At 43.1% G+C, this 19,197-nt stretch carries 17 protein-coding genes and 1 tRNA gene; 13 read left to right on the forward strand and 5 right to left on the reverse strand.

Going from position 1 to position 19,197, the window contains the following annotated elements; genetic code table 11:
• Window positions 1–32: 32 nt before the first annotated feature.
• A complete protein-coding gene (locus CDG76_RS08180; protein ID WP_094348535.1) occupies window positions 33–746 on the reverse strand; it encodes a peptidoglycan-binding domain-containing protein in 714 nt (237 codons plus the stop codon).
• 520 nt (window positions 747–1,266) lie between these two features.
• On the opposite strand from CDG76_RS08180, the gene CDG76_RS08185 reads away from it, so the two are divergent.
• The 7 genes from CDG76_RS08185 to CDG76_RS08220 all read left to right on the forward strand — a co-directional run bounded on the left by CDG76_RS08185 (window position 1,267) and on the right by CDG76_RS08220 (window position 10,082).
• The gene (locus CDG76_RS08185; protein ID WP_094348536.1) at window positions 1,267–2,715 is read left to right on the forward strand and encodes a hypothetical protein; all 1,449 of its coding nucleotides are present in this window, start codon (window positions 1,267–1,269) and stop codon (window positions 2,713–2,715) included.
• A gap of 213 nt (window positions 2,716–2,928) precedes the next feature.
• Window positions 2,929–3,390 (forward strand): ribosome maturation factor RimP, encoded by a 462-nt coding sequence (rimP, locus tag CDG76_RS08190; RefSeq protein ID WP_094348537.1) that lies wholly within the window; start codon window positions 2,929–2,931, stop codon window positions 3,388–3,390.
• A gap of 217 nt (window positions 3,391–3,607) precedes the next feature.
• Window positions 3,608–4,894, forward strand: coding sequence for a transcription termination factor NusA (gene nusA / locus CDG76_RS08195; RefSeq protein WP_190240791.1), 1,287 nt, complete (start codon window positions 3,608–3,610; stop codon window positions 4,892–4,894).
• A 148-nt stretch (window positions 4,895–5,042) separates the two neighbouring features.
• Window positions 5,043–5,312: a YlxR family protein gene (locus tag CDG76_RS08200; RefSeq protein WP_094348539.1), complete on the forward strand. Its 270-nt coding sequence runs from the start codon at window positions 5,043–5,045 to the stop codon at window positions 5,310–5,312.
• Between the two features lie 479 nt (window positions 5,313–5,791).
• On the forward strand, window positions 5,792–8,953 hold the full coding sequence (gene infB / locus CDG76_RS08210) for a translation initiation factor IF-2 (RefSeq protein ID WP_094348540.1): 3,162 nt from the start codon (window positions 5,792–5,794) through the stop codon (window positions 8,951–8,953).
• A 103-nt stretch (window positions 8,954–9,056) separates the two neighbouring features.
• Window positions 9,057–9,677: a low-complexity tail membrane protein gene (locus CDG76_RS08215; RefSeq protein WP_094348541.1), complete on the forward strand. Its 621-nt coding sequence runs from the start codon at window positions 9,057–9,059 to the stop codon at window positions 9,675–9,677.
• A 207-nt stretch (window positions 9,678–9,884) separates the two neighbouring features.
• Window positions 9,885–10,082 carry a hypothetical protein gene (locus CDG76_RS08220; protein ID WP_012412012.1) on the forward strand — a complete coding sequence of 66 codons (198 nt, stop codon included), beginning with the start codon at window positions 9,885–9,887 and terminating at the stop codon, window positions 10,080–10,082.
• On the opposite strand, the gene CDG76_RS08225 is transcribed toward CDG76_RS08220, so the two are convergent.
• Entirely contained in the window at window positions 10,079–10,633 is a 555-nt protein-coding gene (locus CDG76_RS08225; protein ID WP_094348542.1) for an alpha/beta hydrolase, read from the reverse strand. The two genes, CDG76_RS08220 and CDG76_RS08225, sit on opposite strands and share 4 nt — an antisense overlap.
• A 382-nt stretch (window positions 10,634–11,015) precedes the next feature.
• Here CDG76_RS08225 and CDG76_RS08230 point away from each other — a divergent pair, with 382 nt between their 5' ends.
• Window positions 11,016–12,710 carry a DUF1565 domain-containing protein gene (locus CDG76_RS08230; RefSeq protein WP_094348543.1) on the forward strand — a complete coding sequence of 565 codons (1,695 nt, stop codon included), beginning with the start codon at window positions 11,016–11,018 and terminating at the stop codon, window positions 12,708–12,710.
• A gap of 352 nt (window positions 12,711–13,062) precedes the next feature.
• Here CDG76_RS08230 and CDG76_RS08235 read toward each other — a convergent pair whose 3' ends face one another.
• Window positions 13,063–13,356: a DUF3493 domain-containing protein gene (locus CDG76_RS08235; protein WP_094348544.1), complete on the reverse strand. Its 294-nt coding sequence runs from the start codon at window positions 13,354–13,356 to the stop codon at window positions 13,063–13,065.
• Between the two features lie 33 nt (window positions 13,357–13,389).
• Between CDG76_RS08235 and CDG76_RS08240 the strand changes: the two genes are divergently transcribed.
• Window positions 13,390–13,461: transfer RNA gene (locus tag CDG76_RS08240), tRNA-Thr, on the forward strand.
• 643 nt (window positions 13,462–14,104) lie between these two features.
• Here the strand turns inward: CDG76_RS08240 and CDG76_RS08245 are convergent.
• Together CDG76_RS08245 and CDG76_RS37155 are read right to left on the reverse strand one after the other, a co-directional pair.
• Window positions 14,105–14,542, reverse strand: coding sequence for a hypothetical protein (locus tag CDG76_RS08245; protein WP_094348545.1), 438 nt, complete (start codon window positions 14,540–14,542; stop codon window positions 14,105–14,107).
• A gap of 138 nt (window positions 14,543–14,680) precedes the next feature.
• A complete protein-coding gene (locus CDG76_RS37155) occupies window positions 14,681–14,932 on the reverse strand; it encodes a hypothetical protein (protein ID WP_094348546.1) in 252 nt (83 codons plus the stop codon).
• Window positions 14,933–15,061: 129 nt separating this feature from the next.
• Here CDG76_RS37155 and CDG76_RS08255 point away from each other — a divergent pair, with 129 nt between their 5' ends.
• The 4 genes from CDG76_RS08255 to CDG76_RS39585 all read left to right on the forward strand — a co-directional run bounded on the left by CDG76_RS08255 (window position 15,062) and on the right by CDG76_RS39585 (window position 19,138).
• Window positions 15,062–15,265, forward strand: coding sequence for a BrnT family toxin (locus CDG76_RS08255; protein ID WP_223265176.1), 204 nt, complete (start codon window positions 15,062–15,064; stop codon window positions 15,263–15,265).
• Window positions 15,266–15,303: 38 nt separating this feature from the next.
• Window positions 15,304–15,582 (forward strand): BrnA antitoxin family protein, encoded by a 279-nt coding sequence (locus CDG76_RS08260; RefSeq protein ID WP_094348547.1) that lies wholly within the window; start codon window positions 15,304–15,306, stop codon window positions 15,580–15,582.
• Between the two features lie 44 nt (window positions 15,583–15,626).
• Window positions 15,627–15,824, forward strand: coding sequence for a hypothetical protein (locus CDG76_RS35940; protein WP_143854043.1), 198 nt, complete (start codon window positions 15,627–15,629; stop codon window positions 15,822–15,824).
• A 1,505-nt stretch (window positions 15,825–17,329) separates the two neighbouring features.
• Complete coding sequence (locus CDG76_RS39585) at window positions 17,330–19,138, forward strand: CHAT domain-containing protein (RefSeq protein ID WP_442946369.1); 1,809 nt, start codon at window positions 17,330–17,332, stop codon at window positions 19,136–19,138.
• Window positions 19,139–19,197 lie beyond the last annotated feature (59 nt).

Raw genomic sequence — 19,197 nt, forward strand, 5'->3', positions numbered from 1 at the left:
GCTAGTTTTGGGGTAGGAGTTTTTTGTGGGGACTAGGGTGTAGCTGTTGGTGTAGCTGTTGGTGTAGCTGTTGGTGTAGCTGTTGGTGTAGCTGTTGGTGTAGCTGTTGGTGTAGCTGTTGGTGTAGCTGTTGGTGTAGCTGTCGGTGTAGCTGTCGGTGTAGCTGTCGGTTTAGCTGTCGGTGTAGCTGTCGGTGTAGCTGTTGGTTTAGCTGTTGGTTTAGCTGTTGGTTTAGTTGTCGGCTTAGTTGTTGGTTTAGTTGTCGGCTGGCTAAAGAGTGTCTTTGCTTCTTCATTCAGCTTTTGGCGGAGTGCTAAATTAGCAATTCCAGTTTCTTGCAACTGATATTTCTTCTGATACTCCTTCACCACTTCTTCCGTGCGGGAACCATAAAAATGATCCCGCGGCAGGGGAGGATTTGGCTTCACCACTGCATTCAAATTTCTGTGCAGAATTTGAACGATGTTAGCAGCAAAATCTTGGGTTTTTGGCCCTGCTATGCCATCAACAGGTTTTAGCTTGTAACCAGTCTGAAATTCTCGAATTGCCTTTTTAGTTTCCTCATCCGTCAAAGCAGTATTTGTTACCTTGACGTTATAGCCTAATCCCCGCAATACTTGACGGAATTGCTGGGGCGTATAACTTTTTTGAGGGGCTGCAAAACCTGTGTCTGCAATTACCAAACTAGCAGTCATGAGGCAAGTAACAGCAAAGGTTGCGCTTGATTTTCCAAACCCACACCACATACTTAAAAACTCCTTTGGGTTAAATCAGCAGGATCATAAACATTAACAGCTGCATTTTAAGTTTGTTTAATAACTTTTTTCACGATTATTTAATGAATTTTGAACAAATTGTGATTTTTTTTTGGTAAATTTAGCTGGTTTATTAAAAAGTAATTTATGTCATCTATCAAAAGAAGTATTTTGAATTAGCAGGGGTGCAGCAACGCTCCGATCGTTTAAATCGAATACACCTTTTTAACACTAAATTGCCGTATAGTTCACATCTGTGCATTGGTGTCAATTTAAGATGAAAGGCAGTCTCTTGACCTATGGCTATGCTTCAATGAGGAGTATTTTCAGCCTATGCTTGAAAAAGGGGTTTTGGTTTGGGCTGAAGTTGACACACAATAGATGTGCCCTTGTGCTGGGGTTCTATTGCACTGGAAATTGCTGTAATTGATTAGAAAGGGCAGAAAGAATAATTAATAAATGAAAGAGTTTATATTTTAAATACCCAAACAAGTATCATATTTTACAGAAAATGAAAAATGTAAAATCTTCTAAGCAGCGTAATCTTTGGTTTGAAAGATTTATGGCAATTGCTGCCACCGTAAATTTAAGTTTAGTGTTGTTTGATTTAAGTTACGTACCTTGGCGAGATTTCTACTTGCGAAAACTTCCCCAAATTACTAAGATTTATGACCCAATCAAAGGTATTGAAAGTCATCGAGACACAAAAAGTTATCTAGAAACAGTAGACGCATTAGAAGAAGAAGTTAGACAAACAGGGTTACAGTCGCCTCAAGTAAATGGCAGGCTAATACAAATAAGTCGTCTTAGCAGCGAGATGATTGACAGTAACCCGTTTGCGGGAGCTAATAAGAGTGGGACGCTGGAAAAAATCAAACAAAGGATGCGATCGCACATCCGCAAAGAATCTGCAAAACAGTCCTTCGCTACTTTTTGGAGTCAGCCGCATTTATCACAAAATGGCTGGCTTGAAGAAATTAATTTTTTTAACAAAAGCATCCGCCCTTTGATCGCCAGTAACTACTACCGCCAAATCGGGGAAAATGGCGATTTTATTGATAAATTCTGGATTATTGACTTACGCTTTGTGATTTTATTTGGCGTAGAATTGCTGGGGCGCACCTTCTTGCTCAAACGCCAACATCCTGGTTTTAGCTGGTTAGAAGCACTATTGTGGCGTTGGTACGATTTATTTTTACTACTACCATTTTGGCGAGAGTTGCGAATCATACCTGTATTAATTCGCCTTGATCAAGCGCGGTTATTGAATCTGCATCCAGTGCGAAAGCAACTTAATCAGGGGATTGTCGCCAATTTTGCCGAAGAACTCACAGAAATTGTCGTGGTGAGGGTAATTAATCAGGTTCAGGGTTCAATTCAGCGGGGTGAGTTAACAAGTTGGCTCTCGCAACAAGAAAATTTACGTCCCTACATAGATATTAATAATGTGAATGAAGTAGAAGCGATCGCAGGTCTTTTGGTAAAAACAATTGTCTACCAAGTCCTACCTGATATCCAACCTGCGATCGTTGCCATTCTGCGCCACAATATCGAAACCGTCTTCCATCAAGTCCCCGTCTACCGCAACCTCCAGAATCTCCCTGGCGTAGGACACGCCCAAACCCAGTTAAGCGAACAACTGGCGACTCAAATCACAACTAATCTTTACAAAACTTTAGTTAGCGCTGTTGAAGACCCTGTGGGCGCAAAACTCACCAGTCAACTAGTAGAAAGCTTCACCAAGGTATTGGGATCTCAAATCAAGGAAAAACATGTACTCTCAGAAATTCAGAGTTTACTTTTTGACTTCTTAGAGGAAATCAAACTCAACTACGTCCAGCGTTTATCCCAAGAAGACATAGACCAAATTATCGAGCAAACCAGGCAGCTACGAACACAAGTATCAGTTCCGGTGGTAGTGGATAAAGGCGCTACTCTCCCAAAAATACGGCAAGGGTAAAGGAGTAGGGGGGCAGGGGAGGCAGGGGGAGAATAATAATACCCCAATCCCCAATCCCTAATCCCCAATCCCCAGCCCCCAATGCACGACTATAAAAGAAATGCGCTAAACTCGAATTAGGCGAATCATCATTTGGTTCGTCACAAGACTTCTTGGAAGATATACCTATCGCAGGAAGTGGGTCGATGCCCACTTTTTTTATTGAATTCTCTCATGGCTCATCCTTTAGTTCCACAAATTATTGATTTGGCGACACCAGTGGCAGAAGAACTGGGATTGGAAGTGGTTGGCGTGGTTTTTCACACCAACCAAAGTCCACCAGTTTTGCGGGTAGACATTCGCAATCCTGAGCAAGACACTGGATTGAACGATTGTGAGAGGATGAGCCGTGCTTTAGAAGCCTCCTTAGATGCTGCGGAAATCGTTCCAGATACATACGTCTTGGAAGTGTCTAGTCCTGGTATTTCGCGGCAACTGGTAACAGACAGGGAGTTTATTTCCTTTAAAGGATTTCCTGTCATTATCTCCACAAAGCCCCCCTACGACGGACAACAAGAGTGGATTGGTCTGTTGATTCGTCGGGATGAGACAGCACTTTACTTAAACCAAAAAGGTCGTGTAGTCGAAATTCCCCGCTCCCTAATTACTAAGGTGCAGTTAGAGGAGCGCCGATAAACAAAGGGCTATGGCTCAAGAGTTAGAGACTAGAGCACCTTAGCTCAAGGCTAGAGATTAGGAACTAAGGGCTAAAGGTTAGAGGCTAGGGGCTAGAGGTTAGAGATAAAGCTATTCTCTAATCCCTGGCTCTAGTGCGTAGTTTTCAGTCCCCAGTCCCCAATCCCCAGACCCCAGTCCCCAGTCCCCAGTCCCTAATTTTTAAAGGAGATTGCTTATGTCAATGGTTACTTTACCTGGATTAAAAGAATTAATTGAAAGTATAAGTCGCGATCGCAATTTACCCCGGCTTGCAGTTCAATCAGCGATTAGAGAAGCCCTACTCAAAGGCTATGAACGTTATCGCCGCGCCCAAAATTTAGAGCGCAGACAGTTTGACGAAGATTATTTTGAAAATTTTGAAGTAGAACTCGATATTGAAGGAGAAGGATTTCGCGTTCTTTCCACCAAAACCATTGTTGAAGAAGTAGATAACACAGACCACCAAATTTCCCTAGACGAAGTTCAACAAGTCGCTCCCGAAGCGCAGTTAGGGGACTCTGTGGTACTGGATGTTACCCCCGACCAAGGAGAATTTGGTCGGATGGCGGCGATGCAAACTAAGCAAGTATTGGCGCAAAAATTACGGGACCAACAGCGCCAAATGGTTCAAGAAGAGTTCCAAGATTTAGAAGGAACTGTTCTCCAAGCAAGAGTCCTGCGGTTTGAGCGGCAATCAGTGGTTCTAGCAGTTAGCAGCGGCTTTGGTCAGCCAGAAGTAGAAGCCGAATTACCGAAGCGGGAACAGTTGCCCAACGATAATTATCGGGCAAATGCCACCTTCAAGGTATATCTCAAAAAAGTCTCCCAAGGTCAGCAACGAGGGCCACAGTTGCTTGTGTCTCGTGCTGATGCTGGTTTGGTAGTTTATCTTTTCGCTAACGAAGTCCCAGAAATCGAAGATGAAGTGGTACGGATTGTTGCCGTAGCGAGGGAGGCAAACCCCCCCTCCCGTTATGTCGGCCCCCGGACTAAAATAGCAGTAGATACTCTCGATCGCGATGTAGACCCAGTTGGCGCTTGTATTGGAGCCAGGGGATCGCGAATTCAAGTGGTAGTCAACGAATTACGCGGTGAGAAAATAGATGTAATTCGCTGGTCGCCAGACCCAGCAACATACATTGCTAATGCCTTAAGTCCAGCACGGGTAGATGAAGTACGCCTAATGGACCCAGAATCGCGGCAAACTCACGTACTTGTAGCTGAAGATCAATTGAGTTTGGCCATTGGTAAGGAAGGGCAAAACGTTCGTTTAGCAGCCCGTCTGACTGGCTGGAAAATAGACATTAAAGACAAAGCTAAGTATGACTTTGCAGGAGAGGATGCCAAATTTGCAGCCGTCAGAACAAAATATCAATCAGAGGAATCAGAGGAAGACGATCTTGAATATGAAGAAGAATTCGAGGATGAAAGTCAGGAAGAATTAGAAGAGGAAGATAGTTTTGACAATAACGATGATGAATAATTGATTAATTTTGTAAAGTTTTGATACTGTAGATTGTAGTCTCAGTCTCAAGGATTATTTTCTCAAAAGCTACTTGGTATAGGTAAAAAATAGTAATAATAAGCTTCTTTTTACTTCCATTATCCTGGGCTGAGATCGTAGAGAACCGATGAAACCAAATTATCGGCGCTGTATTAGTTGCCGTAAAGTAGGCTCAAAAGATCAGTTTTGGCGGATTGTCCGCGTCTTTCCATCGGGAAAGGTACAATTAGATCAGGGCATGGGGCGTTCTGCCTATATTTGTCCAGAAACGAGTTGCTTACAAGCGGCTCAAAAAAAAAATCGACTAGGGCGATCGCTACATGCATCAGTGCCAGAAGCACTGTACCAAAGCTTGTCGCAACGTCTAGCCCGCAGTAATACCCAAAACCAAATTTAGTTGGAACAACTTTGTGACGTAATCATTAGAGGAATTGTGTCGAAAGCCGAAGTCGTGCTTTCATCACACTCCCCGTTGATCGTTAAGGTTAGTGCCAAAATAGTAAATGGGTGTAAAAGGCATTCGGCTCTCCAATAACGAGGGGCGAGGCAACACTCCCAGAACAAAATGTAATCGATTGTGTTGTGGAAGACTCAGAATCAACAAAACAAGAAACTACAAAATGGCAACCTGGTAGCGCTTAGGCGCAGTTCGGCGTCAAGGGTTCCTATAAAAATCTTTTATTTAAGAAATTTTTATGGGTATCCCTCAACCATCATTCCTGGTGGGGATGCCATTATTAAACCGAAACATCTCTCTTTCCTGATTGGAGGCACCGGCAAAAACTGAACGGCAGTCTAAAAACAGTAATCCAAGGATGGAGATGTCGCAAACCAGGCAACCATCCGCTAAAACTGTAAATTAAAGGGGAAGAGTGGATGACCAACGGCAAAGTTAGAATTTATGAATTATCAAAGGAATTGAATTTGGATAACAAAGAGCTACTAGCAATTTGCGACCAGCTCGATATTGCGGTCAAAAGCCATAGCAGCACGATTTCCGAATCCGAGGCAGAAAACATCCGGGCGGCAGCAGAAAAGCTTGCAACTACGAGTGTGTCTGCCAAAAAGGAACTAGGTACAACCAGCCATAAGCCAAATTCACCACCCAACGGCGGACGTAACCGACCTGCTGCACCCCACAAACAGCAAATTTTGGAAATACGCAAACCCAAAATATTGAGAAATACTACTCCCAACGCCCCAGAGGCGTCACTTGCTAACAATACCCAAGCTGCCTTGTCTGAAGCTAATCCTCCCTCTCCTCCACGGCCTTTCGCTACACCAGTCTCACCCCTGAAACCGGCAGCACCAACTCGACCTGTGCCCCGGACTCAATCTGAGACTCAAGAGCAACCTCCGATCGCTGACTTGGAACAAACGCCTAATCCAAATCCAGCACCGGAAAAAATAACATCTCAAAAACCGGAAAAAACAGTTTCACCCAGACCGAAATCGGAAAAACCGATCAAACCACAACTAGTTGCTCCTCCAGCCAGACCTGAGGCAGAAGTTGCCCAGGTGGAAGATGAGCAGCCAGTATCTCAGGCAGATAAACCGATCCTCAAACGTGACCAACGGCTACGACCCGCGGAAGGCGATCGCGAACAAATTAAGCCGAGAGTCGCAAAACTGCCAACCGACCAGTCCGCACCAGGTACGCCACAAAGGACAAGTCGTCCTACCCCTGCACCCAGCAGACCAGAGCCGAGGGGCAATAGACCATCTGCACCATCACAACTAGGAGAGGGACAAAGACCCAGACCGGCACGTCCAGGTGAAGCAGTAGCAGCCGCAATGCCGATCGCTACTCCACCCAGACAGATGTCAGGCATAGCGGGCAAATCTCAAGGATTGGGTGATGAACCAGTCACTCCCGATCTCCTCGATTTGAAACGCCCAAGTCCGCCTCGCCCGACCAAAGGCGGCAAAAAATGGGTAGAAGAGGAAATCATTGACGAAGTTAAAGAGAAGGCGAAAGCTGGCGTCAAAGGCAAGCGGATCAAACCCATCCTTGATGATGAGTTTGAAGAAGATTTGCTCGATGATGACGATATAGATTCACCAGCCACAGTCCAAGTCAGCCTTTCTATCGCTCGTCCTCCCAAACCGAAAGCGACTCGACCTGTACAGATGCCAGGTGCAACCCTTGCTAGCGCCCCAACTGCAAGAGGGAGAAAATCTGGTTCTAGGTCTGGTTCCAAGTCTTCGGGTCGCGACCATCACCAAAACCGTCGCCAAGAAGCTGAGACAAAGCGCGATCGCCCCGAAAAAGTGACGATCACAGGGCCGTTGACTGTGCAAGAACTGTCTGACGTATTAGGCGTTGCCGATACAGAGATTGTCAAAATCCTGTTCCTTAAAGGTATGGCGGTGAGTATCACTCAAAATCTAGATATTCCCACAATTACTCTGGTAGGAAAAGAACTAGAAATAGAAGTTGAAACTGTCGAACGAGAAGCAGAAGCTCGGAAAATCACCGAAATGGTCGGCGTAGAAGACCAAGAATATCTTCATCGCCGTCCACCAGTCGTGACAATTATGGGTCACGTAGACCACGGTAAAACAACCCTGCTGGACTCAATCCGCAAAACCAAGGTGGCTGCTGGCGAAGCTGGCGGTATCACTCAGCACATTGGTGCATACCATGTAGATATAGTACATGAGGGCAAACCACAGCAGATAGTCTTCCTGGATACTCCTGGTCACGAAGCCTTTACGGCGATGCGGGCACGAGGAGCGCGGGTAACAGACATTGCCGTGTTAGTAGTGGCTGCTGATGATGGTGTCCGTCCCCAAACTATTGAAGCCATTAGTCACGCCCAAGCTGCGGGAGTGCCAATTGTTGTTGCCATCAACAAAATTGACAAAGAAGGGGCACAGCCAGAGCGGGTTAAACAAGAACTTACTCAGTATGGTCTGACCGCAGAAGACTGGGGTGGTGAGACAATCATGGTTCCCGTGAGCGCCATCAGAGGTGAAAATCTGGATACGCTCTTAGAGATGATTCTGTTGGTAGCAGAGGTTGCAGAACTATCTGCCAACCCAGATCGTACCGCCAAAGGAACTGTCATTGAAGCACATCTGGATAAAGCTAAGGGAGCAGTTGCTACCCTGCTAATTCAGAATGGCACCCTGCATGTGGGAGATATCTTGGTAGCTGGCTCGGCCTTCGGTAAAGTCCGGGCGATGGTGGATGACAGAAGTAAGAGAGTAGACATTGCTTCTCCTTCCTTTGCTGTCGAGGTACTAGGTTTAAGTGATGTGCCAGCCGCCGGCGACGAGTTCGAGGTCTTCCACAACGAAAAAGAAGCCAGATCCCTCGCTAGCGATCGCGCAGACAGACAACGCCTATCCCGCCTGTTACAAGGACGCGTTACCCTCACAACCCTGTCGGCTCAAGCACAAGAAGGCGAGTTGAAAGAACTCAACTTGATCTTGAAGGGAGACGTACAAGGTTCGGTGGAAGCTATTGTGGGAGCGCTCAAGCAAATTCCGCAAAACGAAGTCCAAATTCGGATGCTGTTGGCTACGGCTGGGGAAATCACCGAGACAGATATCGATTTAGCCGCTGCCAGTAACGCTGTAATTATCGGCTTCAACACCACCTTTGCCAGTGGCGCTAGACAAGCCGCTGATGAAGCAGGTGTAGATGTCAGAGAATATAACGTCATCTACAAACTCCTAGAAGATATCCAAGATGCCTTGGAAGGTCTTTTGGAACCAGAGTTGGTGGAAGAACCTTTGGGTCAAACCGAAGTCCGTGCCGTCTTCCCAGTCGGTCGTGGTGCGGTTGCTGGTTGCTATGTTCAATCTGGCAAGCTAGTTCGCAACTGTAAAGTCAGGGTGCGACGCGGCGGTAAGGTGATCTTTGAAGGCGTTCTTGATTCCTTAAAACGGATGAAAGAAGATACCCGTGAGGTCAACGCTGGTTATGAATGCGGTGTCGGCATGGATAAATTCAATGATTGGGTTGAAGGTGACATCATCGAATCCTATCAGATGGTTACGAAACGCCGCACTCTCACCTTAACGAGATAGTGTTAAGGGTAAAATGGTTAGAAGTTAGGAGTGATAAATTAGGAGTTAGGAGTTAAAGGCTGCTAATTCTTAACTCCTAACTCTTAACTCATAACTTTTTATTATGCATTCATTTCGCTCTGAACCTATTTTGTGGATTCACGTCGCTGGATTGGCGACGTTGCCTGTTTTTTTAGTACTCTGCTTATTGTTCCTGTCTGTAGGCGAACCGTTTTTGCCGGTCTGGATGGAGCTATTTTTAGTTGCCGCCATTGGTGTTCTCCCACTGCTATGGATGCAGTTGCGTCGCCCCTTTTATATATTTGCTCTTTTAGGAATAGCCCTAAAGCCAGAAAATCTGACTGAACGGCAGCGGAAAATTCTCTGTTTAATTAATACAAAATTAAATCGTGTCCTGGCATTAGTGGCAGCAGTATTATCGGTTTGGATATTGTGGAATCTTTACCAAATTGCCCCATTAGTAGCAAATTCAGCTAAATTCCTCCCACAATGGCGCAGCCTTGCACTAGTGCTTGCGGGATTAGCCTTTTTGGGCAGCAATCTATTTTTACAAATACCTGTGAGTGTAATGCGAGTTTTGGTGATTAATGAGACAGAATTCGCTGGCATAGAACCATTATCTTTAGAAAAGATTAAGCAAGATTTCACCATTTTAGGAGTGCGGGTTAATCAAATCGTGCCCCGATTATTGCAATCATTGTTTAGGATAAATACAGATTCGTAGTAGCCCCTAAAGTATATTATTTCACTTTCAAGGGCTAGAGATAAGAGCAGGGCGGTAGGGAGAGATGAGGGAACCGAGAAGAAGCAAGGGAGCAGGGAGCAAGGGAGAAGAATTTTCCCCTCCGCCCCCCGCACCCCGCCCCTCTGCCTCTTTTCAATGCCCAATGCCCAGTTACCGTTCAAGTTTAAAATAAAGGAATAAGGAACTATGGCTCAAATTCCAGCTTCTAGCGATCGCCAATTTTCTGCCGATACTGAAATTTGGTATAGCCTCAAATGTGCGATCTCCACTAGTTCAGGTTTTCAACGTTGGCAACTAGAACGCGATGCTCAATTGCATGGAATTCGCTTGGAACAGCAGGTACAACGGTATTTACGAGAAACTTTAGAAACTTTAGCTTACTAAACACCAAATAAATCTTGTAGGTTTGTTTGCAAGCGGCGGAGTTGACGGTATGCACTCTCCAAGCGATGCCTACGGCGGTAAACTACGCCATCAACTTCCACTTCATTGGTGGGATAATTCTTAATAATTTCAATCAGCGATACTTGCCTGTCTTGACTAGCAGAAAGTACTAAAGCGGCTCGTAAAGCCTGCCGATCTGCTCTCCGAGACGGTGTATAAGTAACTTGACTAATTTGATCCAAAATAATATTACCAATCTGGCTATTTAGCACTTTATCTAAAAATACAGGGTTTACCTTCACTGGCTTTGTTAAATACTGACGAATGGCTTTGGGGTCTTGTCGCGCTAAAGCTAAATTCACTCTTAGTGAACGTGAGAGTTCACCTGTTTGGGAAAAGGTGGATAGTTCCTCTACAGAAATCGATTCACGGAAGATACCATACTTCAGCACTACTCGTTCCGCAGCAAAGGCAGGAGTGGACAAAAATAGAAGACAGATACTACCTACTAAAATTAAGACGCGACGCAGCCCCAAAAAATTAAAACACATTTCTCCCGATTTCCAATAGGTTTGTTTTTCCTGCGATCGTATTCCAGCAGAATTAGTCGCGGTATCTAGCTTTAAAGAATACTAAAAATCGCCTCATCCCCATAGTACCCATAAGAAAATTTTCTAGACAACACAATATTAGGACTTACGCAAAAAACCTTTCTACCTTTTATTCCTCTACGTCCTCTGTGGTTTGATTTTCCATGACTGTGCGTAAGTCCTAAATATAAGCAATGTATAAGTTCTGTGATCTATCTAAGGAATTTAGCTGAATCAGTGCTAATCATCCAGTATAGTTTGCATGGGTTTTACAGCAGCTACAAAGCTGCTACCTTTAACCTTGTTCGACATACCGTAATTCAGCACATCACAGACTCAAAAAATGAAATATCGGGGTTCTCACATTTCTCTAGCGAAAAATTTTCGCCTTCTTTCTAGCAGTCATCTCAGATATACTTTGCGCGTAGGAGCCGGACTAACGGCAATGCTTGTTATTTCTAGTGGGTCAATACTACTACAAGGTAAGGTTAATGCTGGCGCAACTTACCCAGAAAGTATTGCCCCAACTCGCACCGCGCAAGCTCCTGCAACTGCCGCAGCGATTTACGTTAATCCAGCAACTGGTGTAGATAGGGCTGGTGCTGGTGCCACCTCAGCTGCACCCTACAAAAGTATCAGTTTCGCTCTTAGTCAAGCCCAACCAGGTGCAGTGATTCAATTAGCACCTGGAAACTATAACCAGGAAAGTGATGAAACCTTCCCGCTTTTACTTAAACCAGGGGTGACACTGCGGGGTGATGAAGCTACAAAAGGTCAGGCGATATTGATTACAGGTGGAGGCTTCTACACTAGCCGCACCTTTGCCCAACAGAACATTACCATCCTTGCCGGACAAGATACCACGATTACTGGTGTCACCGTCACCAACCCAAATAGCCGGGGTACGGCTGTGTGGGTGGAATCAACTAATCCCGTCATCAAAAACAGTACTTTTACTAACAGTGCCAGAGAGGGTGTTTTTGTCACTGGTACAGGCAATCCTAAAGTCGAAGGTAATCTCTTTGTGCAAAACAAAGGCAATGGGATTTCAATTGCTAAGACTGCCCAAGGAGAAATTCGGAATAACTTATTTCAGGATACTGGTTTTGGTCTAGCGATCGGTGGCACTTCCACACCTCTAGTTGTAGAAAACCAAATTATCGAAAACCAAGACGGTCTTTTTATCTCAGAGTCAGCGAAGCCCGTATTGCGTAAGAATGTCATTCAAAATAATAAGCGGGATGGAGTTGTAGCAACTGTTAGTGCTTTACCCGATCTTGGCACTAACGAAAATCCTGGTGGCAATCTTATTCGCAACAACACTCGTTATGATGTGAACAACGCCACCAAAACAGGTAAGATTGTCGCTGTTGGCAACGATATCGATCAGAAAAAGATTTTTGGCTCAGTAGATTTTGTTGCCGCAAGTGTTGACGTACCCCCTGGAGGGCCTGTTGCCTTTAAAGATGTGCCAGCAAATTACTGGGCAAAAACCTACATCGAAGCCTTAGCCTCCCAAAATATTATTGCGGGCTTTCCTGATGGCAGCTTTAAACCCAATGAACCTGTAACCCGCGCTCAATTTGCCACTATTGTCACTAAAGCCCTAAAGCCACCAACTAAACGCGCAGCCATTCAGTTTAAGGATGTAGCAAGCAATTTCTGGGCTTACGCTGCCATTCAATCTGCTTACCAGAGTCAATTTGTTTCTGGTTATCCCGATGGCACTTTTAAACCACAGCAGCAAATTCCCAGAGTGCAAGCGTTAGTTGCTTTAGCTAATGGTTTGGGCTTAACTGCGAGTAATCAAAATATCCTTTCTTTTTACACCGATGCGGCCCAGATTCCTAATTATGCGATCGCTCCTGTTGCTGCGGCAACTGCACGGCAACTAGTAATCAATTATCCCACAGTGAAGCAACTCAATCCTAATCGTCAGGCAACTAGAGCCGAGGTTGCTGCCTTTGTTTACCAGGCACTCGTCAATGCTGGACGTGCCCAGCCAATTCCTTCATCTTATTTGGTAACAGCCCAATAAATGCCTAGTTAGCAAATTGGAAGCGCCAGGCTAATAATTTGTTAGTCTGGCGCTTCCAATTAATGTGAATTTTTTTAAATTTAGGGGTTTTTAAACATAAAATTTGGGGTCTTTAAATATAGCTGACCCCATTTGAATGTTCTTGGATTTATGGTCAGGGTCTTTATATTGGCTGACCCCGTTTCAATGATTTATATTTTCTCAGAAATTTTTGCTTTTTAGGATTTCCTAACAATTTTTTCTTTTTTCTTTTTTTACATTTTAATCTTCATAAAAGCATTCATAAATTTGAAGAATATAAAGATATATCAAAAGAAAGTAGTCAAAAATTAACTAGCTAAAATTTCTCCCTTCAGGAATTAGGATTTTTACCTGATTGGGGGCGTTGTTGCCGACGCTGTTCCCAGCGCCAGAGGAAAACCATTAGAGCAACTATTCCTACTTGGAGAGCTAAACTTGGCATTGCACTCTCAACATTTCGTCCGGCAAGCACTTGGAAGAAAAAGACGAATGCACCGAGTGAACCAGAAGCACCGAAAGCAATATAGAAAAATTGTCGTAAGCCCCGATAAGGAGCCGCTATTTCTGCTTTGAGGCTGGCGTATTGTTCAGGATTAAGGCGATTTTTAGGATTTTGATCTACCATGATTAAATCATGTTATACTCTTAGATTGTGTACGCCGATGTGGCTCAGTGGTAGAGCAGCTGATTCGTAATCAGCAGGCCGTGGGTTCAAATCCCATCATCGGCTTTGATGTAAAGTATTCCTCAATAGTCAAGTTTGACACAAATCATATTGTACAGTGACTAAATTATTTGTCGTCGGTGACAGATTAATGTCGCTATGACAAATTATTGTCATCAAACCTAGACACGACTTACGCACAGGTAACGGAAAATCGAACCGCAGAGGACGCAGAGGGCACGGAGAAATAAGAGTTTCAGAGAGTTCTTACGTAAGTTCTACTAGATTATTACTAATGATGGTGATTATGTGACAGTGCCAGGAATTCAGGTATTTACTACTAATTCAGGAGCGTAGGCGTTGGCGTAGCCTCTCGTAGAGAAGCCCGTCGCAGACATCGCCGCAGCTAAAAATCAAGGCAAACTTATAACTAGATAAGCATTGTCTTAACCAACTGCCAGAAATTACACAGCAGTTACTCGCATCTTCAAAAGACCTAATACCAATTCGTAATTCGTAATTATGTAGCGATACCTTCTCTACGAGACGCTACGCGTAGCTTGCTTCCCCGTAGGGGTACGGTGGGCTTCTCTACGAGAGGCTACGCCAACGCCAACGCATCCTCGATATAACAAAATGTTGGCGACAAAAAGATCCCCGACTTTTCTAAAAAGTCGGGGATCTGATTTCTTGTTTAAGTAGGTGTGGATTATTGCAGCAAAGGAGTTGTGCCATTACCGTTAGTTGAGGCATTCGCAATTGCAGCTTGAGTAGGTTGAGTAGTAAGAACCGCTACAAGTGAAGTAACTTTTGAACTAGATTGTTTACTTCGTTTTCGATTAGAGCCGCCAGCCTTGGAATACTCCATACTGTTTTTGCCGTAGACAGTTGCAACTCCACTTAGCATTCGTTCAGATATTTCGGAGAGAGCTTTATCCATCTGGGTTACTGTTTTACGTGATTCTTCCAGATTGGCAACCAGCGTATTATTAGCTTCTAGCACAGCACGGGTAGTGTTAATTAGGTGGTTGTAAGCTTCAATGGTTAACCCATGTCCTAAATCCAGATTTTCATCAATAGATTTAAGCAAGGTGAGACGAAGTTGGGCTTTGTCAATAGCAGCAGAACCACGAGTTTTTAAAGACATGAGATATCCTTTTTTTAATGCCTTTTTCAAGATAGTGGAGTATCCTTTTGCCTGAGATGGGTAGTTTTGTGGATTTATTTCATTAAAAGTTCAACAAAAGAATTACGACTTTGACTGTGTTTTTACTCATTTTTCATATCAATTTGTTGTTTTAGAATAAGTACAATCAGCAACAGTAATCACAAAATCAATAAATGCGTACCCCGAAATAACAATTGCGTACCTCGAAATAGCAATTGCGTACCCCGAAATAGCAATTGCGTACCCCGAAATAGCAATTGCGATCGCCAAATCTATAAATGCATACGCGGAAATAACAAATGCGTTGGCGAAGACCGCCGTAGGCATCGCCAAATCTATAAATGCGTTGACGTAGACTACCGCAGGCATCACAAAATCATTGCGCCTACGTTATTGCTCAACCCAACCTACGCAAAAATCAGGTTCTCTCTAACACCGAGCGTATTGGGATATTATGCAGGATAATAGAGATGGTTCAATTAGCGTGTCTAAATTTTCATGCAGTTTGAGTGGGATGAGACGGAAAATTTAGAGAATCTTCGCAAACATGAGATTGATTTCGCCGATGTTCCTGAGATGTTTGAAAGTCCAATGCTAATTGAGTTAGATGATCGTTTTGATTACGGAGAAGACCGTTGGTTCGGTATAGGTTTCCTCAGCAACGGTGTAGCCGTTCTAGTGTTGGACAGAACGCAAAAATAATGTGATTCGGATCATTTCAGCACCAAGGGCAAATCGGTATGAGCGACAAAAACTTGAGAAATACCTCTCGTATTAACTGGACAGCATTGGAGTCAATGAACGATGAAGAAATTGACTACTCTGATATTCCACCATTGACAGAAGATTTTTTTCAGAAAGCTACTCTCCGAGTTCCCGCACCTCAAGCACAGCAATTGGTACAGATTGAGCCAGATATACTAGAGTGGTTTCAAGCTCAAAGCGGAGAATATAAAACCTTAATCAACTCTGTTTTACGTCGTTACATCAAAAACTGCGACGAACACAGAGCAGTGTAACAATTTAAAATTCAATATTACACCGGAACTTCCCCCTCGATTAGATGACAATTTATATCGGGGGGTATTGCTTGATATTTACTCAAAAGCTTCTTAGCAAAACGCGATCGCATCTTTTGGAAATCAAGCGATCGCAAAATCAGTATATTGTCTGTTCACAAGTAAAAAACACTCATCCAAGGTTCTTGCGTCGCCGGGAACGCAACATTTGTGATGAAATTCTACACTTTTCTGGAATTTAGCGTGTTGGTGGTGAATGTTTCTTATGATCGAGTTTCGTCTCACGCCCTAATCCATGAACGAACAGCGTCAGCAAGCCTACATCAACCTCATTCAAAGCCTGCTTAATTGTCGTACTAACGATGAAGTCCAAGAAATTTTGGCAGCAAACCAAGAACTAGTGGATGTTGACTGGATACCAAAGATCCTGGAAATAGCAAATCATCTACGAAAACATGGCGAATTAGACCAAGCTAATCATTTAATGAATATAGCAGGGCAACAGCTTGGAGTTTATAGTAAATTACCATCAACTGTCACAACAAAAGAATGCTTAGATTTCTTAGAGCAAGCACTGAAAGTGATGGTAGATAATAGAGATAACGTGCAAGTAGTTAACCAAAGACTTGTGAAAAACGTTAAAAAACTTAATAATATTTCCGCAAGATTATTCCAAAGTTGGTTACAGAATAAGCTTAGACAATTTCAATTAAATGAAAACAAGGATATTGCATCAGATATTTTTGATTTAAGTACATTAATTCAAGAATTATCTTTAGGAGATAAAGCCAATAATATAGAAATTGCTATTGCTGGCTATGAAGTCACCCTTAATGTTTTTAATTGCAGTGTATCTACAATAAAGTGGGCAATGATACAAAATAATTTGGGCATTGCTTTCTCTCAGAGAATACAGGGAGATAGAGTAGAAAATCGGGAATATGCTATTAAAACTTTTACCAGCTCGTTAGAAATAATAACCTACTCTAAATTTCCACAAGAATGGGCAAAAACGCTAAGTAATTTAGGAAATGCTTATTTATATAGAGTTAAAGGAAACCCGATTGAAAATATTGAATGTGCTATAAAAGCTTATACTAAAGTATTAGAAGTCATAACCCATTCTCAATTTCCACAACAATGGGCAGTAACGCAAAGGGCAGTAACGCAAAATAATTTGGGAAATGCTTACCTTGAAAGACAAGGGAAAGATAGAGAAGAAAATATCAAAAATGCGATCATTGCTTATACTGCCGCTTTAAAAGTATACACCCGCTTTGAATTTCCACAACAATGGGCAATAACGCAAAATAATTTGGGAAATGCTTACCTTGACAGATTACAGGAAGATAGAGAAGAAGATATCGAAAATGCGATCGCTACCTTTTCTGTTGTATTGGAAGTATTTAGCCGCAATGATTTTCCAGAACTATGGGCGATGACGCAGAATAATTTAGGGAACGCTTACCGTCAAAAAATACAGGAGGATAGAAGAGAAAATTTTGAAAAAGCCATCGAATTCTGTACCAATGCTTTAGAAGTATTCACCTGTACCAGCTTTCCACACAATCATGTATTAACTTTATGTAATATTGGTATTCTCTATCAAGAAGCACAACAGTTAACTAAAGCCTATGCCACCTTTAATTCTGCCATCCAAATAGTCGAATCATTACGAGGAGAAATTATTTCTGGCGATGAAAGCAAACGCAAACAAGCAGAAGAATGGAACAAACTTTATAGGCGCATGGTAGAAGTTTGCAGAGAATTAAATAAGATTACCGAAGCAATTGAATATGTTGAACGTAGTAAAACCCGCAATTTAGTTGAACAAATTCTTGAACGTGACTCTAAAACCATCTTCCCTCCAGAAGTATTCACTCAACTAGAAACATACAGGGATGAAATAGCCACAGGACAATATCAAATCCAAAATGGCAAAGCTGAAAATCCCAAAGTCCTTGCACAACATCTTCAAGAATTGCGACAGCAGCGTAATGAATTGCAAAACCGCTACTTACCTGTCGGTTATGGTTTCAAATTCGACTCCTTCCAAGGTTCTTTGGATGAGCATACAGCCATTATCGAGTGGTATATTCTCAACGATAAAATTCTGGCATTTATTGTCACAAAAAAAGGAGAGGTAACAGTTTACCAATCCCAATCAGAAGACCAACAAGCTTTGTATGATTGGGTAAATCAATATTTGCAGAATTACTACGGTCAAAAAGACCAATGGCAAAATAACTTAGGGAAAGCACTCAAAGAATTAGCTTCGATTCTGCACATTGATGAAATACTAACCCAGATACCAAAGCACTGCGATAAACTCATCCTAATTCCCCATAGGTTCTTGCACTTATTCCCCCTTCATGCAATCCCAATAAATCAAAATTCTGAAAATTCGTCTTGTCTTCTGGATTTATTTGCTGGTGGTGTGAGCTATGCACCCAGTTGTCAACTACTGCAACAAGTACAACAGCGCAAACGTCCTGATTTTCAATCTCTATTTGCAATTCAAAATCCTACAGAAGATTTGAATTACACCGATTTAGAAGTACAAGTTATTCAAAGCTACTTTAATACTTCCAACGTTTTGAAAAAAACAGCAGCGACACTCACAGCAATTAGTAATACTGACTTAAACACTTACCACTGCACCCACTTTAGCTGTCACGGGTCTTTTAACTTAACAAACCCCGGTAATTCAGCCTTAATTTTGGCAAAAGCATTCATCGCAGACACTCCAACAAAACCCGACTCCGAACGTTACCTGAATTTACGAGCAGGGGAAACCTACGATTTAGAAAAATGTCTGACTTTAGATAAAATATTCACTCTCAAATTAGAAAAATGTCGCCTCGTCACCCTTTCCGCTTGCGAAACTGGATTGATTGATTTTCAAAATACCAGTGACGAATACATTGGTTTACCTAGCGGTTTTCTGTTAGCTGGTAGTCCCAGTGTCGTTAGTTCACTGTGGAAAGTAGATGACTTGTCTACCAGTTTTTTAATGATTAAATTCTACGAAAATTTATTCACACTTGATAACCTAGAAGCAGGAGATATTGCCATAGCTCTTAAGCAAGCTCAAATATGGCTACGAAATCTGACTATTGAAGGATTAGACAGATTTTTAGAAGAACACAAACCCCAAATTGAAAAAGTCTTGGCTCAACTCAGAGTAGGACAACGTATCAGGTTTCAAGAATCTTTGGAACGAATCAAGCAACGTCAACCCCTACCTTTTGCAAATCCTTACTACTGGGCTGGATTTAGTGCGATTCGTTGCTTAGTGAATCACGGTATCAGTCCGTACATAACTAAGCCAGTCCGACAGCAGATTACTGTCATTAAAGCTGAACTCTCGGTCAGATGCAGGTGCAAGTCCTGCCATTCAGACTCAGAATTGACTCCTTATCTGCCCACACCGAACAAGCTCGGTTCTTGTAGAGTGAAGCTGGGAACAGGGCGCAATCAGACGANCCGTTGCGGGTTGACACTGGCGCTAATAGGGAGTTCCTATGATGAAACAGAGCCTAGAAAAGCGACTTAAAGCCCGGGCAGGGCGCAACGCAAAATCCCTGACCCCACTGGAGATAATTCCCGCCGAAC

It is taken from the genome of Nostoc sp. 'Peltigera membranacea cyanobiont' 210A (assembly GCF_002246015.1).
GTDB lineage: Bacteria > Cyanobacteriota > Cyanobacteriia > Cyanobacteriales > Nostocaceae > Nostoc.

What these genes read in the sequence shown, in the direction of transcription:
- CDG76_RS08260 (WP_094348547.1), top strand. Translation starts at nt 15,304, where the DNA reads ATGAGCGACAAAAACTTGAGAAATACCTCTCGTATTAACTGGACAGCA.
- CDG76_RS08245 (WP_094348545.1), bottom strand. Translation starts at nt 14,542, where the DNA reads ATGTCTTTAAAAACTCGTGGTTCTGCTGCTATTGACAAAGCCCAACTT.
- nusA (WP_190240791.1), top strand. Translation starts at nt 3,608, where the DNA reads ATGTCAATGGTTACTTTACCTGGATTAAAAGAATTAATTGAAAGTATA.
- CDG76_RS08230 (WP_094348543.1), top strand. Translation starts at nt 11,016, where the DNA reads ATGAAATATCGGGGTTCTCACATTTCTCTAGCGAAAAATTTTCGCCTT.
- CDG76_RS08215 (WP_094348541.1), top strand. Translation starts at nt 9,057, where the DNA reads ATGCATTCATTTCGCTCTGAACCTATTTTGTGGATTCACGTCGCTGGA.
- CDG76_RS35940 (WP_143854043.1), top strand. Translation starts at nt 15,627, where the DNA reads ATGACAATTTATATCGGGGGGTATTGCTTGATATTTACTCAAAAGCTT.
- infB (WP_094348540.1), top strand. Translation starts at nt 5,792, where the DNA reads ATGACCAACGGCAAAGTTAGAATTTATGAATTATCAAAGGAATTGAAT.
- CDG76_RS08220 (WP_012412012.1), top strand. Translation starts at nt 9,885, where the DNA reads ATGGCTCAAATTCCAGCTTCTAGCGATCGCCAATTTTCTGCCGATACT.
- CDG76_RS37155 (WP_094348546.1), bottom strand. Translation starts at nt 14,932, where the DNA reads ATGCCTGCGGTAGTCTACGTCAACGCATTTATAGATTTGGCGATGCCT.
- CDG76_RS08225 (WP_094348542.1), bottom strand. Translation starts at nt 10,633, where the DNA reads ATGTGTTTTAATTTTTTGGGGCTGCGTCGCGTCTTAATTTTAGTAGGT.
- CDG76_RS08255 (WP_223265176.1), top strand. Translation starts at nt 15,062, where the DNA reads ATGCAGTTTGAGTGGGATGAGACGGAAAATTTAGAGAATCTTCGCAAA.
- CDG76_RS08235 (WP_094348544.1), bottom strand. Translation starts at nt 13,356, where the DNA reads ATGGTAGATCAAAATCCTAAAAATCGCCTTAATCCTGAACAATACGCC.
- CDG76_RS08200 (WP_094348539.1), top strand. Translation starts at nt 5,043, where the DNA reads ATGAAACCAAATTATCGGCGCTGTATTAGTTGCCGTAAAGTAGGCTCA.
- CDG76_RS08180 (WP_094348535.1), bottom strand. Translation starts at nt 746, where the DNA reads ATGTGGTGTGGGTTTGGAAAATCAAGCGCAACCTTTGCTGTTACTTGC.
- CDG76_RS08185 (WP_094348536.1), top strand. Translation starts at nt 1,267, where the DNA reads ATGAAAAATGTAAAATCTTCTAAGCAGCGTAATCTTTGGTTTGAAAGA.
- rimP (WP_094348537.1), top strand. Translation starts at nt 2,929, where the DNA reads ATGGCTCATCCTTTAGTTCCACAAATTATTGATTTGGCGACACCAGTG.